The following is a 14,374-nucleotide window of genomic DNA, read 5'->3' on the forward strand; positions in this document are numbered from 1 at the left end:
TGCGCCGTCGTGGTGCAATGCGCTTTTCGGCCGTCGGCCAAACATGAATTCCGGTGCGTGGGAGCAAAGCAACATGCGGTTGGACAAGCAGCGGGACACGCTTCTGACAGGTCGGGGCGCGGCGGGGCCGCGTTTCGTCGACGGCTACCTGGCCTATCTGCTGGCGCAGGCCAGCCAGCGCATTTCGGCCGAATTCCATTTGCAGGTGAAGGCGGCCGGGTTGTCGGTCACCGAATGGCGCGTGCTGGCCAGCCTGGAAGGCAGCCCGGGCGAAACCATCGGCACGCTGGCGGTGCTGGCCATCACCAAGCAGCCGACGCTCAGCAAGGTGGTGCAGCGCATGGAGGCCGAAGGGCTGGTGGCGCGCACCGGCGTCCGCGCCGACCGGCGCCAGACGCGGGTCTGCATCACGAACAAGGGCACTCATCTGATCGCATCCCTCTGCGAGCAGGCGCTTCAGCATCAGAAAGCGGTGCTGGCGCCCTTCGGCGAAGAACGCGCCGCGCTGCTGATCGAGATGCTGGGCGTGCTGATGACGGAACACGTGCCGCTGGAGCTGCCGATCGACGCGGACGAGTAAGCCTGTTGCAGGCGCGCACTCGAACGCTGTTCGCTTCAATTATTTTGTTACAAGCATATATGTCCCCAATTGTTCTCTCTCTGTGAAAAGGGTCTCCGGTACGCATAAACCCTGAATTGACGCGGTTCTGGCGCGTAGGCACACTCGCGCCGGTATTCAGACTAATGTCAGGAGTTAACCCCTATGCGCCGCACCTTGATTGCTATCGCGATCGCCGCCGCCGTGGCTGTGCCCTCGATCGGGCAGGCCAAGTCCTTCCGCTGGGCCGCCCAGGGCGACATCCTCACCTTCGATCCGCACTCCCAGAACGAAGGCATGACGATCGCCGCCAACAGCTACATCTACGAACCGCTGGTGGACTACGACAAGACGTTCAAGGTGATGCCGCGCCTGGCGACGGAGTGGGAGCAGCTGTCGCCCACCCTGTACCGCTTCAAGCTGCGCCCGGGCGTGAAGTTCCATGACGGCGCCGCCTTCACGGCGGACGACGCGGTCTTCTCGATCCATCGCGCCATGGCCCCGACGTCGAACTACAAGGCCTACACGACCGGCATCAAGGAAGCGCGCAAGATCGACGACCTGACGATCGAGATCGAAACGTCGGCGCCCAACCCCGTGCTGCTGCGCCAGCTGACCAACGTGTTCATCATGAACAAGGCCTGGTCCGAAAAGAACAACATCGCCAAGCCGCAGGACTACGTCAACAAGGAAGAGACCTACGGCGCGCGCAATACCAACGGCACCGGCCCCTACAAGCTGAAGTCGCGCGAAGTGGACGTGCGCACGGTCTTCGAAGAAAACAAGGACTGGTGGAACAAGGCCGGCAAGGTCGGCAACGTGACCGAAGTGGTGTTCACGCCGATCAAGCAGAACGCCACGCGCACCGCCGCGTTGCTGTCCGGCGAAATCGACTTCGTGCTGGACCCGGCGGCCCAGGATCTGGAGCGCATCCGCCAGGCGCAAAAGGTCGTGGAAGGTAACGAATACCGCACCATCTACCTGGGCCTGGACCAGAAGCGTCCGGAGCTGCAGTACTCGAACATCAAGGGCAAGAACCCGTTCCAGGACATCCGCGTGCGTGAAGCGCTGTATCGCGCCATCGACGTGGACGCCATCAAGCGCGCCGTGATGCGCGGCCTGTCCGCGCCCACCGGCACGATGATCGCGCCGCAGGTGCATGGCTGGGCGGAATCCGTGCACAAGCGCGTGCCCTACGATCCCGAGAAGTCCCGCGCGCTGTTGAAGGAAGCCGGCTACGACGGCACCTTGAACTTCACGCTGGACTGCCCGAACAACCGCTACATCAACGACGAAGCCATCTGTCAGGCCGTGGTCGGCATGTGGGCCAAGGTCGGCGTGAAGGCCACGATGAACGCCATGCCGCGTTCCACGTACTTCCCCAAGGTGCAGTCGTTCGACACCAGCGCCTTCCTGTTTGGCTGGGGCGTGCCCACGTTCGACGCCATGTACTCCCTGCAGAACCTGATCCGCACCAAGGGCGAAGGCGCTGACGGCATGTACAACCTGGGCGGCTACAGCAACAAGGAACTTGACGTGATCATCGATCGCATCAAGACCGAAACCGACCCCGCCAAGCGCGACGCCGACATCATCACCGTGCTGCAAGGGCACGCCAAGGACTTCGGCCACATCCCGCTGCATGACCAGGTCATCCCCTGGGCGATGCGCAAGAACGTCACGGTCATCCACCGTGCCGACAATCGCCTCGTTGCGGATTGGGTCAAGGTTGACTGACCCTGATTAACCGGACGGCGTGGGGTCTACCCGACCCCCCGCCGTTTTGTTTTCTTCTTTTCCGCCGAGCGGTCCCAAGGAAAATACGCCCCCTTGGGAGGCAGCACGCACGCTGACCGTGCGCGGCGTGGGGGTATTTCCATCTATGTTTGCTTTCATACTGCGTCGCCTGTTGCAGGCCGTAGCGGTGATGCTCACCGTCGCGCTACTGGCCTTTGTGCTTTTTCAATACGTCGGCGACCCTGTCACCATCATGCTGGGGCAGGACGCCACCGATGCCGAGCGCATCGAGTTGCGTGAACGCCTGGGGTTAAACGAGCCCGCCATCGTTCAATTCGGCCATTTCGTGGCTAACGCGGTGCAGGGCAATTTCGGCATTTCCCTGCGCCAGAGCGAACCCGTTTCCACCTTGCTCAAATCCCGCTTGCCGGCCACCTTGGAACTATCCATGGTGGCGGCCTTGCTGGCGCTGGTCGTGGGCGTGCCGCTGGGCGTGTACACGGCGCTCAAGCGCAATAGCCTGGTGTCCCAGATGCTGCTGGCGGGTTCCCTGCTGGGCGTGTCGTTGCCCACCTTCCTGATCGGCATCCTGCTGATCCTGGTGTTCTCCGTGCAACTGGGATGGTTGCCCAGTTATGGGCGCGGCGAAACCGTCAGCGTGGGCTGGTGGACGTCGGGGCTGTTCACGGCCACCGGCTGGAAGCACCTGATCCTGCCATCCATCACCTTGTCGCTCTTCCAGATGACACTGGTGCTGCGCCTGGTGCGATCCGAAATGCTGGAAGTGCTGCGTTCGGACTACATCAAGTTCGCGCGCGCCCGGGGCCTGAAGCGTCGCGCCATCCACTTCGGCCATGCGCTGAAGAACACGATGGTGCCGGTCATCACCATCACCGGCCTGCAGCTGGGCGGCATCATCGCCTTCGCCATCGTCACCGAGACCGTGTTCCAGTGGCCGGGCATGGGCCTCTTGTTCATCCAGGCGGTCCAATTCGCCGACGTGCCGGTCATGGCCGCGTACCTGTGCCTGATCGCGCTGGTGTTCGTGGTGATCAACCTGATCGTCGATCTTCTGTATTTCGTCGTGGACCCGCGCTTGCGTTCGGGCATGACCCGTGCCGGGGGAGCTCACTGATGCGCGCCGTACTTAAACGCTGGTGGGACAGCGACCTTGCCTGGGCCTGGCGCCGGGCGCCCGTGGCCATCGTGGCGACCGTGCTGCTGGCGCTGCTGCTGATCGGCTCCTTCGGGGCCGGCTGGGTCGCGCCGCACAACCCCTTTGACCTGACCACGGTGGAATTGCTCGACGCCTTGCTGCCCCCCGCCTGGGAGGCCAACGGCCAGCAGACCTATCTGCTGGGCACCGACAGCCAGGGCCGGGATCTGTATTCGGCCATCCTGTACGGCACCCGCGTGTCGCTCCTGATCGGGCTGGCGTCGGTGGTGCTGTCCATGCTGATCGGCATCGTGCTGGGGCTGATCTCGGGTTACGCGGGCGGGCGCATCGATGCGTTCATCATGCGGATCGCCGACGTGCAACTGTCGTTCCCTGCGATCCTGATCGCGTTGCTGATCGACGGGGTGGCGCGCGCCGCCGTCCCGCGCGAGATGCATGAGCTGATCGCGTTCCCGGTGCTGATCGGCGCTATCGCGCTGGCTGGCTGGCCGCAGTATGCGCGCACGGTCCGCGGCTCCACGCTGGTGGAGAAGAACCGCGAATACGTGCAGGCCGCGCGCGTGATCGGCGTGGCATCCCCCGTGATCATGTTCCGCCACGTGCTGCCCAATGTGTTGGGGCCCGTGCTGGTGTTGGCAACGGTGCACCTGGCCACCGCCATCATCACCGAGGCGACGCTGTCGTTCCTGGGGGTAGGGGTGCCGCCGACGGCGCCGTCGCTGGGCACGCTGATCCGCATCGGCAATGACTTCCTGTTTTCCGGCGAATGGTGGATCACCATTTTCCCGGGCGCGGCGCTGGTGCTGCTGGTGCTGTCGGTCAACCTCCTGGGTGACTGGCTGCGCGATGCACTCAACCCGCGGCTGAATTGAGGTAACCATGAGCGCACTTCTAGAAGTCCGCAATCTGCGCGTGGAGTTTCCCACGCGCCGCGGCACGCTACGCGCCCTGGACGATGTGTCCTTTTCCATCCAGGCGGGCGAAGTCCTGGGCGTGGTGGGGGAATCGGGTGCCGGCAAATCGCTGACCGGCGCGTCCATCATCGGCTTGCTGGAGCCGCCCGGGCGCATTGCCGCAGGCGAGATCCTGCTGGCGGGCCGCCGCATCGACAACCTGCCCGACGAGCAGATGCGCCGCGTGCGCGGCCGCGAGATCGGCGCGGTGTTCCAGGACCCGCTGACCTCGTTGAATCCGCTGTACACGGTGGGCCGGCAGTTGGCGGAAACCATCGTCACGCACCTGGACATGACGTGGTCGCAGGCGCGCAACCGCGCGGTCGAACTGCTGGCGTCCACCGGCATTCCGGCGGCGCGTGAACGCATCGACCACTATCCGCACCAGTTTTCGGGCGGCATGCGTCAACGGGTGGTGATCGCGCTGGCCTTGGCGGCCGAACCCAAACTGGTGGTGGCCGACGAGCCCACCACCGCGCTGGACGTGTCCATCCAGGCGCAGATCATCGAACTGCTCAAACGCCTGTGCCGCGAACACGGCACGGCGGTGATGCTGATCACGCACGACATGGGCGTGATTGCGGAAACCGCTGACCGCGTGGCGGTGATGTATGCGGGCCGCGTAGCCGAGATCGGCCCGGTGGCGGACGTGATCCACAAGCCGCGCCATCCATATACGGCGGGGCTGATGGGATCGATCCCGTCGCTGGAGGGCCATCGCGACCGGCTGGTGCAGATCGATGGCAGCATGCCGCGCCTGAACGCAATTCCGCCGGGCTGCGCGTTCAATCCGCGTTGCGGGCAGCGCCTGCCGCGCTGCGCGACCGAGCGCCCCGACTTGCTGCCTGCGGGCACGTCACGCGCGGCCTGTTGGCTGCATGACAACGGCAATGCCCCCACGACACTCCCGCCTGGCGGGTTTGTCGCCCCCGACGGGGCGGGGTGGTCCGATGGCAAACGATCAGAGGAGGCAGCATGAGCGCGCCCTTGGTGGAAGTGAAGGACGCGGCGCGCTGGTTCGATGTGTCGCCGCCGTGGTTGGAACGCAAGCTGGCCGGCAAGCCCAAGGTGATGCTGCGGGCGGTGGACGGCGTGTCGTTCGAGATCGCCCGCGGTGAAACGCTGGCGCTGGTGGGCGAATCGGGCTGCGGAAAATCCACGGTCGCCCGCATGCTGGTGGGCCTGTATGGGTTGACGCGCGGCGATATCCGCTTTGACGGGCAGCCCTTGTCGCGCATGTCGGAGCCCGGCGGGCGCGCCTTGCGCAAGCGTTTGCAGATGATTTTCCAGGATCCCTATGCCAGCTTGAATCCGCGCTGGCGCGTGGGCCGCATCATTGCGGAGCCGATGCTGACGCATACCCAGATGACGCCGGACGAACGCGTGGCGCGGGTCAGCGAATTGTTGAAGCAGGTGGGCCTGGATCCGGCGGATCAGGGGCGTTATGCGCACCAGTTTTCCGGCGGGCAGCGCCAGCGCATTTCGATCGCGCGGGCCTTGGCGGTGAATCCGGAATTCCTGGTGTGCGACGAGCCGACGTCGGCGCTGGACGTGTCAGTGCAGGCGCAGGTGCTGAACCTGATGAAGGACCTGCAGCGCAAGCTGGGGCTGACGTACCTGTTCATTTCGCACAACCTGGCGGTGGTGCATCACGTAGCGGACCGGGTGGGGGTGATGTACCTGGGGCGCATGGTGGAAGTGGCGCCGCGCGACGAGCTATTCGCGCGGCCGCGGCATCCCTATACGCGGATGCTGCTGGAGGCGATTCCGGACATCAACGGAGCGGGCAAGCCGCGCACTGCGGTGGCCGGGGAAGTGCCGAACCCGCTGAATCCGCCATCAGGGTGCACGTTTCATCCGCGGTGTCCGCATGCGAATGATCGGTGCCGGGCGGAGGCGCCCGTGGCTCGGCTGGCGGGGGTTTCCGTGGTGGCTTGCCATGCCGAGGAGGAGGGGCGGATCGCTGCGTGATCCGTCTGTTCTTTAGGCGTCAGAGGGGCAGGGCGGGAAGATCTTGCGGGGCCGCCAAAGTCGGCCGCGCGGGCGGCCTTTTTTTGGCATTTGGTGCTGGGAGTTCGTTGCGTCGTAGGATGGGTGGAGCGCGTGGATGTGGTGGCAGAGGCGCTGGCGGCTATCGCGCGCAACCCATCACCCGGCTGCGCCGGGCTCTTTCCAATCAGTGGCGCGGCTCTTCGACGCGTTCGTACGGCGTGTCGTCGTCTTCATCGTCGTCGTCTTCTTCTTCCTCGCTCGGCTCCGGTTGCGGTTCTTCCGTCAGGGCGAAGGGCAGGACGTCTTCCAGGTTGTCGGACCAGGCGGATTCTTCGCCGTCGTGGTCCAGCTTGATGAAGCGCTCGCCTTCATTCATGGAAATCTGGACGGCCCAGAGGTAGAGGCAATCGTAGGTGTCGTCGTCGGCGTGGGGCAGGCCGCCGCGGTTGCCCAGGATGCGGGCGCCGGGGCCGCCGAGCTGGACGTGCGTCTGGTCTTCTTCGGTCTTGGCGTTCTCGTCCAGCGGCACGCCGTAGGTGACCCATTCGGTGCCTTCGTCGCCCAGGATCACTTCAGCCAGCACGGGCTTGCCCAGATAGGCGCTGAGCGCGTCGGCGGTCTTGGCCAGCATGTCCAGTTCGGATGCGCTGAAGTGGGTCACGGAGGCGGGAGGGGTAGCAGAGGCGGACATGAAGGGGTTCCTGGGCGCGATGAAGCCGCGACGGCACGGCAAGATACATGAGTCAGGCGTTATTGTCGCGCGATCGGCGTTGCAGTGCATCGGACGCTTGGATGACGACGCCAGGAGGCGCGGTCAGGCGGGGGCCGCCGCGCTGCGTTTGCGGGCGCTGTCGGGGGATTCGCCGGTCAGACGCTGGAACATCGCGATGAAGGCGGACGGCGTGCTGTAGCCCAGTTCGCGGGCCACTTCCTGCACGGGGCGGCCCGCGTCCAGCAGGCCCAGCGCCGACACGACGCGCAGGCGCTGGCGCCATTCGTTGAACGACATGCCCAGGTGTTGTTGGCAATGGCGCAGCAGCGTGCGTTCGGTGATGCCGGCGCTGGCGGCCCAGTGCGCCGCGCCGCGCTTGTCGCCCGGCATGCGCTGCAGCGCCGACAGAATGGGGGCCAGCACCGGATCGGTGCTTGACGGCAGGTAGCTCGCGTAAGCGCGGGCCTGGCGGAGCTGGTCGATGACGATCTGCGCCATGCGCCGGTCTTCCGGCGTAGCCGGATAGCGGATGCCGCGCCGTTCGAAGTCGGCCAGGATCGCCCGTGTGACTGCGCTGATCTCCAGCGTGCACGGCGCGTCCGGCAGGCCGGCGCAGGCCTCGGCCGGGATGTCGATGCAGGCGTAATGCACTTCGCCTTCGTTCTGGCAGCAGTGCTCCACGTGTGGCGGTATCCAGATGGCGTACTGCGGCGGGGACAGGTAGGTGACGCCATTGATGGCGATTTCCATGAAGCCCGACAGCGAAAAATTCAGTTCCGCCCACGGCGAGCTGTGGCGCTGCATGCTGGAATGCGGCGTGAAGTGCAGGATGCGGCAGGCCAGCGGATAGGGCAGGTGGCCGGCCAGGATGGGCGCGGTATCAGCCAGTTCCATGTCGGAAGTTCGTGCGAATTTGTCTGTTTTTCATTATATACGTCGTCTCGGACAGGGCCTACACTGGCCCCCTATCCTTATCGGCAAGACTCGTCCATGACGCGCGACACCCCCCACATTCCCGCCCGCTATCTCTTGTTCCCCTTGCTGGCGGCCCTGATCTGGTCGGTCAACATGATCGTGACCAAGATGGCCGCCGGCGTGATTTCGCCCGCCGTCATCGGCTTTTACCGCTGGGCGATCGCCGGCGCCGTGCTGACGCCGTTCGCCCTGCCGGGCGTGTGGGCGCAGCGCCGCCTGATCGTGCCGTACCTGCCCAAGTTCGCGGTGCTGGGCGGGCTCGGGATGGCGCTGTACCAGGGGCTGGCCTACGTGGCGGCCTCCAGCACCACGGCGACCAATATGGGCATTATCACGGCCATGATCCCGCTGCTGACCATCGCGGTGGGCGCAGTGGTGCTGCGCCAGCGGCCCACGCTGATGGCAATGCTGGGCGGCCTGGTGTCGCTGGCGGGGCTGGCGCTGCTGATCGGCGAAGGCGACCCGTCGCGCCTGCTGTCGGTAGGCGCGAACCCGGGCGATCTGCTGATGGGCCTGGCCGCGCTGGCCTATGCGCTGTACGGCGTGCTGCTGCGCCGCTGGGGCCTGCCGGTGGGACCGTGGCAGTCGCTGTACGTGCAGGTGGCATTCGGTGTGCTGTTCCAGCTGCCGGCCTTCCTGATGGCCGCGCCGTCCCCGCTGAACGCCGACAACGTGCCGCTGGTGCTGTACGCGGCGATCTTCCCGTCCCTGTTTGCGCCCTTCCTGTGGATGCAGGGCGTCAAGCACCTGGGCCCCAACCGGGCCAGCATCTTCCTGAATCTGATGCCGGTGGGCACCGTGGCGATCGCCGCGGTATTCCTGGACGAAAAGCCTCACGTCTTCCATATCGTGGGCGGCGCAATGGCGCTGGCCGGGGTGATGCTGGCGCAAATGCGCACGCCCCGCCTGGGCCTGCGCACCGGCAAAGCGGCGGGTTGAACGCCTTCGGCGGCTCCTGACGCGCGCCTGTCAGGGTTCCGGCCTACAATCGACGGTTCATCAGCTTTCTTTCCCTATACGAGCCCATGGCCCAATACGTCTACACCATGAACCGCGTCGGCAAGATCGTGCCGCCCAAGCGGCAGATCCTGCGTGACATCTCGCTTTCGTTTTTTCCTGGCGCCAAGATCGGCGTGCTGGGCCTGAACGGCTCGGGCAAGTCGACGCTGCTGAAGATCATGGCTGGCGTCGATAAAGAGATTGAAGGCGAAGCCATTCCCATGCCGGGCCTGAACATCGGCTATCTGCCGCAGGAACCGCAACTGAACCCCGAGCACACGGTGCGCCAGTCGGTGGAAGAGGGCCTGGGCGCTGTCGTTTCGGCCAAGAAGCGCCTGGACGAGGTCTATGCCGCCTACGCCGAGCCGGACGCCGATTTCGATGCCCTGGCTGCCGAACAGGCCGAACTGGAAGCCATCATCGCCGCGGCTGCATCCAGCGGTTCGGACGATATCGAGCACCAGATGGAAATCGCTGCCGACGCGCTGCGCCTGCCGCCCTGGGACGCCATCGTCGGCAACCTGTCCGGGGGTGAAAAGCGCCGCGTGGCCCTGTGCCGCCTGTTGCTGTCCAAGCCCGACATGCTGCTGCTGGACGAACCCACCAACCACTTGGACGCCGAAAGCGTGGAGTGGCTTGAGCAATTCCTGCACAAGTTCCCCGGCACCGTCGTCGCCGTGACCCACGATCGCTACTTCCTGGACAACGCCGCCGAGTGGATCCTGGAACTGGACCGCGGCTACGGTATTCCGTGGAAGGGCAACTACAGCTCGTGGCTGGAACAGAAAGAAGACCGCCTGAAGCAAGAAGAGTCCTCGGAATCCGCCCGCCAGAAGACCATCAAGAAGGAACTGGAGTGGGTGCGCCAGAACCCGAAGGGCCGCCAGGCCAAGGCCAAGGCGCGTCTGGCCCGCTTCGAGGAACTGTCGTCCTACGAATACCAGAAGCGCAACGAAACCCAGGAAATCTTCATTCCCGTGGGCGAGCGCTTGGGCAACGAGGCCATCGAGTTCAACAATGTCAGCAAGGCCTATGGCGACCGCCTGCTGATCGACAACCTGAGCTTCAAGGTGCCGCCGGGCGCCATCGTCGGCATCATCGGCCCCAACGGCGCCGGTAAGTCGACGCTGTTCCGCATGATCGCGGGCCGCGAGCAGCCGGATTCGGGCGAAGTGAACATCGGCCAGACCGTGAAGCTGGCCTATGTGGACCAGTCGCGCGATGCGCTGGAAGACAAGAAGACGGTGTTCGATGCAGTGGCCGACGGCGCCGACATCCTCACGGTGGGCAAGTTCGAAATGTCGTCGCGCGCCTATCTGGGCCGCTTCAACTTCAAGGGCGGCGACCAGAACAAGGTCGTGGGCCAGTTGTCGGGCGGTGAACGCGGCCGCCTGCACATGGCCAAGACGCTGATCGCCGGCGGCAACGTGCTGCTGCTTGACGAACCGTCCAACGACCTCGACGTGGAAACGCTGCGCGCGCTGGAAGACGCGTTGCTCGAGTTCCCCGGCAGCGTGATGGTCATCAGCCACGATCGCTGGTTCCTGGACCGCATCGCGACCCACATCCTGGCTTTCGAAGGCGATTCGCAAGCGGTGTTCTTCGACGGCAACTACCAAGAGTACGAAGCCGACAAGAAGCGCCGCCTGGGCGAAGAGGGCGCCAAGCCCAAGCGCCTGCGCTACAAGGCGCTGAAGTAAGCCTGAAAAAATCCCGGCCGATGCGCCGGGATTTTTTTGGGGCGTTGGCGTTTGACGGTGGGCGATGGGGGCGTGGCGGCGCGCGTTACCCGTAGGATGGGTGGAGCGCGGCACCGACATCGCAAGAACGCAAACGCCAAACGCGCGCAACCCATCGGCAGCATTGGCGTGCCAATCAATTTCGGCCGTCAAGCATCCGCTGCTTGATGGGTTACGCGCGTTCGACCTCTGTGCATTGATGCCAATCGTCTCGCGCTCCACCCATCCTACGTCCCGCCCCATCATCCACCCCTCGAACGGGGTATCCTAAGCCTTCAACCAGGAGCCTACGAACATGCTGCTGCAAGCCTCCGATTCCACGCTGCTCATCGTCGACATGCAGGGCCGGCTGATGCCGGTCATCCACGATGGCGATGCCGTGCTGGGCACGGCGCATAAGCTCGCACAGGCGGCGCGCCTGCTCGATGTGCCGGTGATCGCCACCGAGCATCACAGCAAGATGCTGGGCGTCACGGTGGATCCCCTGCGCGATATCGTGCAGGCCACGTTCCAGAAGATGCACTTCTCGTCCGCGCGCGAACCGGGTTTCGAGGCGTGGCTGCCTGCCGCGCGCAAGACGATCCTGGTGGCGGGGTGCGAGGCCCACATCTGCGTGCTGCAAACCGTGATCGGCCTGGCGGACATGGGCTTCAAGGCCGTGCTGGTGTCGGACGCGGCGGGCTCGCGCAAGCCTGCCGACCATCATGCGGCGCTGCGCCGCGCGCGTGCACATGGTGCAGAAATCGTCACTTCAGAAATGGCGATTTTCGAGTGGATGGAGACTTGCGAGCATCCGCGCTTCCGTGATGTGTTACGTCTGGTCAAATAACCGACGCGGCCTGCAACACTGTCCCGGGGGCGCGCAAAGATTCACTCGCCGTTTGACACAATTCCTGGGCAAACCTAACACCACCCGTGCGTTTATTTTGAGATCCTGAAAGCTCTAAACCCATAAGGGGACCGCGCGCTCGCGTCAGGTCCATGGTGCGGCCCCGGGGTACAAGAATAGGAGCCTCATCATGAAAATCGCATCTCTTTCCAAAATCTGTGTCGCACTGGCAATGACCGCTACCATGGCTGGCTGCTCGTCCTGGGACGGCATGAGCCATCGTCAGAAGAGCACGGTCGGCGGCGCCGCATTGGGCGGTGTCGCAGGCGCCGTGATCACCAATGGCGGCGTCCTGGGTACGGTGGGTGGAGCGGCGATCGGTGGTGTGATCGGCGATCAGGTCGGCAAACACTAAGCCCCCGCGCCCCAAGCAAAACGCCTGGCATTGCCAGGCGTTTTTTTTATCGTCGTGTTTTGCACGAGGGCCGAAGCGCGCCGGATGGCCGGCGCGCGTCGGCGTTATGGCGCCTCGTTTTGCGGGATCTCGATCTTCACTTCCAACACTTCCAGCGTGTCCTGGCGTTCCAGGTGCACCTTGATGTCTTCGGGGTTGATCTTCACGTACTTTGAAATCACGGCGATAAGTTCCTGCTGCAACTGCGGCAGGTAGTCGGGCGAGTCGCCGCGGCCCCGCTCGTGGGCCAGGATGATCTGCAACCGTTCCTTGGCAACGGAGGCGGAAGATTTCTTTTGACCAAGCAGAAACGACAGGAAGGACATTGCTTACTTGCCTCCGAACAGGCGTTTCAGAAGACCGGGCTTTTCGTAATCGGTAAAGCGCAGGGCCTTGTCTTCGCCAAGGTAACGGGCCACGACGTCCTTGTAGGCTTCGGAGACGTCGGTATCTTTCAGGTGGATGGCCGGCAGGCCTTGGTTCGACGCTTGCAGCACCGCTTCCGATTCGGGGATGACGCCGATCAGCTTGATGCGCAGGATGTCTTCGATGTCGCCCAGCGACAGCATTTCGCCGTCGACGACGCGCTTGGGGTTGTAGCGCGTGAGCAGCAGGAATTCCTTGACCGGCTCACCACCGTCCACGGCCCGCTTGGACTTGGCGGCCAGGATGCCCAGGATGCGGTCGGAGTCGCGCACCGACGAGACTTCCGGGTTCGTCACGACCAATGCGTCGTCGGCGAAATAGGCGGCCATCAGCGCGCCCGTTTCAATGCCGGCGGGCGAATCGCAGACGATGTACTCGAAGCCCATTTCCTTCAGGTCGTTGATGACCTTTTCCACGCCTTCCTGCGTCAGCGCGTCTTTGTCGCGCGTTTGCGAGGCGGGCAGGATGAACAGGTTTTCAAGCTGCTTGTCCTTGATCAGCGCCTGGTTGAGGGTGGCTTCGCCCTGGATCACATTGACGAAGTCGTACACCACGCGACGCTCGCAGCCCATGATGAGGTCGAGATTGCGTAGGCCGACATCGAAGTCGATGACAGCGGTCTTGTGGCCCCGCATCGCGAGGCCCGCGGAAAAACTGGCGCTCGTCGTGGTTTTACCCACGCCGCCTTTGCCGGAAGTCACCACAACAATGCGTGTCATGACGATCAAACCCTTATGTTCGAATAAATCGCGTTATCGTAAAGCAAAAAGCCCGTGTAAGGCTTCTTACAGAATGTGTTGAGACGTTCGCGCACCCGCGAAGAAAGCGGTCAGGCTTTCAACGCTTCGATGCGCAGGGTGTCGCCGTCAAGGCGAACCAGGGCGGGCTGGTTTTGCAGCGTCCGGTCCAGTTTGTCTTCCACCACGCGGTACACGCCGGCCACGGCAAGCAGTTCCGCGTCCAGATGCGTTGTGAAGATGCGCGCCGACGTGTCGCCGCGCGCGCCGGCCATGGCCTTGCCGCGCAAGGGGCCGTAGACGTGCACATTGCCGTCGGCGATGACTTCCGCGCCTTGGCTGACCATGCCGATGACGACCAGGTCCGTGTGCCGCGCGTAGACGCGCTGCCCGGAACGCAGGGGTTTGGTGATGACCAGCGCCGACGACGAATGCGGCGCGGCTTGCGTTGGCGCGGGCGCGGACGTGGTGCTGCTGGCTTCGCGCGCGGGTAGCGGCTCGGCCGAGGCGGCGGGCTTGTCCGCGGCGGGCGTCTCGGGGGCGGACGTATCGGTGGGCGCGGGCGCGGTCTCGACGGCGGCGGCCGGCACCGAGGGCACGGGCGTGGACACGTCGTTCGGCGGCGCGGTATCCACGATCGGGGCCGGGCGGGCGGCGGGGGTGGACAGTTCCACCGGCGTCAGGCCGGCTTCGCGCGCGGCTTTCAGGTTGGCGCCTTCGGCCACGACGCCGATCGGGGGCAGGTTATGGCTGCGCAACGCGGCCACCAGGGCCTTCCAATCGATCTTCTCGTCGACGCGGCTGGCGTCGATCACGACGGGTTCGTTCTCGAAGAAGCTGCCGGCGTCGGCCATGCGCTTGGTCAGCGCGGCAACGAGGCGTTCGGGGTCTGCGCTGTGCAGAACCACCCGGATGGCATACAGGGTGGCGCTTTTGAAGTCCAGGGCTAGCGATTCAGTGTTCATCTTGATTGTGGCTGGCGGTTCGGGCGCCAGGAAACGGCGCGCACAACCGGCTGCGGGATGTCGGGGATGATAACCCGCCGG

15 protein-coding genes are annotated in these 14,374 nt (G+C 64.6%); 10 read left to right on the forward strand and 5 right to left on the reverse strand.

The features are described 5' to 3' along the window. Positions 1-73 precede the first annotated feature (73 nt). From AC3WMU_RS19870 to AC3WMU_RS19895, 6 genes are all read left to right on the forward strand, one after another. Positions 74-580, forward strand: coding sequence for a MarR family winged helix-turn-helix transcriptional regulator (locus tag AC3WMU_RS19870; protein ID WP_006226425.1), 507 nt, complete (start codon positions 74-76; stop codon positions 578-580). A gap of 183 nt (positions 581-763) precedes the next feature. Next, the gene (locus AC3WMU_RS19875; RefSeq protein ID WP_492282862.1) at positions 764-2,335 is read left to right on the forward strand and encodes an ABC transporter substrate-binding protein; all 1,572 of its coding nucleotides are present in this window, start codon (positions 764-766) and stop codon (positions 2,333-2,335) included. A 145-nt stretch (positions 2,336-2,480) separates the two neighbouring features. Then, entirely contained in the window at positions 2,481-3,470 is a 990-nt protein-coding gene (locus AC3WMU_RS19880) for an ABC transporter permease (protein WP_006226427.1), read from the forward strand. Beyond that, positions 3,470-4,384 (forward strand): ABC transporter permease, encoded by a 915-nt coding sequence (locus AC3WMU_RS19885; protein WP_006226428.1) that lies wholly within the window; start codon positions 3,470-3,472, stop codon positions 4,382-4,384. The genes AC3WMU_RS19880 and AC3WMU_RS19885 overlap by 1 nt, the downstream gene beginning before the upstream one ends. A 7-nt stretch (positions 4,385-4,391) precedes the next feature. Continuing rightward, positions 4,392-5,444, forward strand: coding sequence for an ABC transporter ATP-binding protein (locus tag AC3WMU_RS19890; RefSeq protein WP_492282863.1), 1,053 nt, complete (start codon positions 4,392-4,394; stop codon positions 5,442-5,444). Then, a complete protein-coding gene (locus AC3WMU_RS19895; RefSeq protein ID WP_492282864.1) occupies positions 5,441-6,436 on the forward strand; it encodes an ABC transporter ATP-binding protein in 996 nt (331 codons plus the stop codon). Before AC3WMU_RS19890 ends, AC3WMU_RS19895 begins: the two co-directional genes overlap by 4 nt. A gap of 205 nt (positions 6,437-6,641) precedes the next feature. Here the strand turns inward: AC3WMU_RS19895 and AC3WMU_RS19900 are convergent, their stop codons facing one another. Both AC3WMU_RS19900 and AC3WMU_RS19905 read right to left on the reverse strand, forming a co-directional pair. After that, positions 6,642-7,148 carry a hypothetical protein gene (locus AC3WMU_RS19900; protein WP_492282865.1) on the reverse strand — a complete coding sequence of 169 codons (507 nt, stop codon included), beginning with the start codon at positions 7,146-7,148 and terminating at the stop codon, positions 6,642-6,644. A gap of 123 nt (positions 7,149-7,271) precedes the next feature. After that, the gene (locus AC3WMU_RS19905; RefSeq protein ID WP_492282866.1) at positions 7,272-8,063 is read right to left on the reverse strand and encodes an AraC family transcriptional regulator; all 792 of its coding nucleotides are present in this window, start codon (positions 8,061-8,063) and stop codon (positions 7,272-7,274) included. Positions 8,064-8,159: 96 nt separating this feature from the next. Here AC3WMU_RS19905 and AC3WMU_RS19910 point away from each other — a divergent pair, with 96 nt between their 5' ends. From AC3WMU_RS19910 to AC3WMU_RS19925, 4 genes are all read left to right on the forward strand, one after another. Beyond that, positions 8,160-9,083, forward strand: a complete 924-nt coding sequence (locus AC3WMU_RS19910; protein ID WP_006226433.1) for a DMT family transporter — start codon at positions 8,160-8,162, stop codon at positions 9,081-9,083. Positions 9,084-9,169: 86 nt separating this feature from the next. Next, on the forward strand, positions 9,170-10,843 hold the full coding sequence (gene ettA / locus AC3WMU_RS19915; RefSeq protein ID WP_006226434.1) for an energy-dependent translational throttle protein EttA: 1,674 nt from the start codon (positions 9,170-9,172) through the stop codon (positions 10,841-10,843). A gap of 334 nt (positions 10,844-11,177) precedes the next feature. After that, positions 11,178-11,711, forward strand: a complete 534-nt coding sequence (locus AC3WMU_RS19920; protein ID WP_492282867.1) for an isochorismatase family protein — start codon at positions 11,178-11,180, stop codon at positions 11,709-11,711. 190 nt (positions 11,712-11,901) lie between these two features. Beyond that, a complete protein-coding gene (locus tag AC3WMU_RS19925; protein WP_006226436.1) occupies positions 11,902-12,126 on the forward strand; it encodes a YMGG-like glycine zipper-containing protein in 225 nt (74 codons plus the stop codon). Between the two features lie 104 nt (positions 12,127-12,230). On the opposite strand, the gene minE is transcribed toward AC3WMU_RS19925, so the two are convergent. The 3 genes from minE to minC all read right to left on the reverse strand — a co-directional run bounded on the left by minE (position 12,231) and on the right by minC (position 14,293). Next, positions 12,231-12,491: a cell division topological specificity factor MinE gene (minE, locus tag AC3WMU_RS19930; protein WP_492282868.1), complete on the reverse strand. Its 261-nt coding sequence runs from the start codon at positions 12,489-12,491 to the stop codon at positions 12,231-12,233. Positions 12,492-12,494: 3 nt separating this feature from the next. Further along, the gene (gene minD / locus AC3WMU_RS19935) at positions 12,495-13,310 is read right to left on the reverse strand and encodes a septum site-determining protein MinD (protein ID WP_006226438.1); all 816 of its coding nucleotides are present in this window, start codon (positions 13,308-13,310) and stop codon (positions 12,495-12,497) included. Positions 13,311-13,420: 110 nt separating this feature from the next. Next, the gene (gene minC / locus AC3WMU_RS19940) at positions 13,421-14,293 is read right to left on the reverse strand and encodes a septum site-determining protein MinC (RefSeq protein WP_280025894.1); all 873 of its coding nucleotides are present in this window, start codon (positions 14,291-14,293) and stop codon (positions 13,421-13,423) included. Positions 14,294-14,374 lie beyond the last annotated feature (81 nt).

It is taken from the genome of Achromobacter sp. FW305-C-13, from assembly GCF_058783475.1.

What these genes read in the sequence shown, in the direction of transcription:
- AC3WMU_RS19870 (WP_006226425.1), top strand. Translation starts at nt 74, where the DNA reads ATGCGGTTGGACAAGCAGCGGGACACGCTTCTGACAGGTCGGGGCGCG.
- AC3WMU_RS19875 (WP_492282862.1), top strand. Translation starts at nt 764, where the DNA reads ATGCGCCGCACCTTGATTGCTATCGCGATCGCCGCCGCCGTGGCTGTG.
- AC3WMU_RS19880 (WP_006226427.1), top strand. Translation starts at nt 2,481, where the DNA reads ATGTTTGCTTTCATACTGCGTCGCCTGTTGCAGGCCGTAGCGGTGATG.
- AC3WMU_RS19885 (WP_006226428.1), top strand. Translation starts at nt 3,470, where the DNA reads ATGCGCGCCGTACTTAAACGCTGGTGGGACAGCGACCTTGCCTGGGCC.
- AC3WMU_RS19890 (WP_492282863.1), top strand. Translation starts at nt 4,392, where the DNA reads ATGAGCGCACTTCTAGAAGTCCGCAATCTGCGCGTGGAGTTTCCCACG.
- AC3WMU_RS19895 (WP_492282864.1), top strand. Translation starts at nt 5,441, where the DNA reads ATGAGCGCGCCCTTGGTGGAAGTGAAGGACGCGGCGCGCTGGTTCGAT.
- AC3WMU_RS19900 (WP_492282865.1), bottom strand. Translation starts at nt 7,148, where the DNA reads ATGTCCGCCTCTGCTACCCCTCCCGCCTCCGTGACCCACTTCAGCGCA.
- AC3WMU_RS19905 (WP_492282866.1), bottom strand. Translation starts at nt 8,063, where the DNA reads ATGGAACTGGCTGATACCGCGCCCATCCTGGCCGGCCACCTGCCCTAT.
- AC3WMU_RS19910 (WP_006226433.1), top strand. Translation starts at nt 8,160, where the DNA reads ATGACGCGCGACACCCCCCACATTCCCGCCCGCTATCTCTTGTTCCCC.
- ettA (WP_006226434.1), top strand. Translation starts at nt 9,170, where the DNA reads ATGGCCCAATACGTCTACACCATGAACCGCGTCGGCAAGATCGTGCCG.
- AC3WMU_RS19920 (WP_492282867.1), top strand. Translation starts at nt 11,178, where the DNA reads ATGCTGCTGCAAGCCTCCGATTCCACGCTGCTCATCGTCGACATGCAG.
- AC3WMU_RS19925 (WP_006226436.1), top strand. Translation starts at nt 11,902, where the DNA reads ATGAAAATCGCATCTCTTTCCAAAATCTGTGTCGCACTGGCAATGACC.
- minE (WP_492282868.1), bottom strand. Translation starts at nt 12,491, where the DNA reads ATGTCCTTCCTGTCGTTTCTGCTTGGTCAAAAGAAATCTTCCGCCTCC.
- minD (WP_006226438.1), bottom strand. Translation starts at nt 13,310, where the DNA reads ATGACACGCATTGTTGTGGTGACTTCCGGCAAAGGCGGCGTGGGTAAA.
- minC (WP_280025894.1), bottom strand. Translation starts at nt 14,293, where the DNA reads ATGAACACTGAATCGCTAGCCCTGGACTTCAAAAGCGCCACCCTGTAT.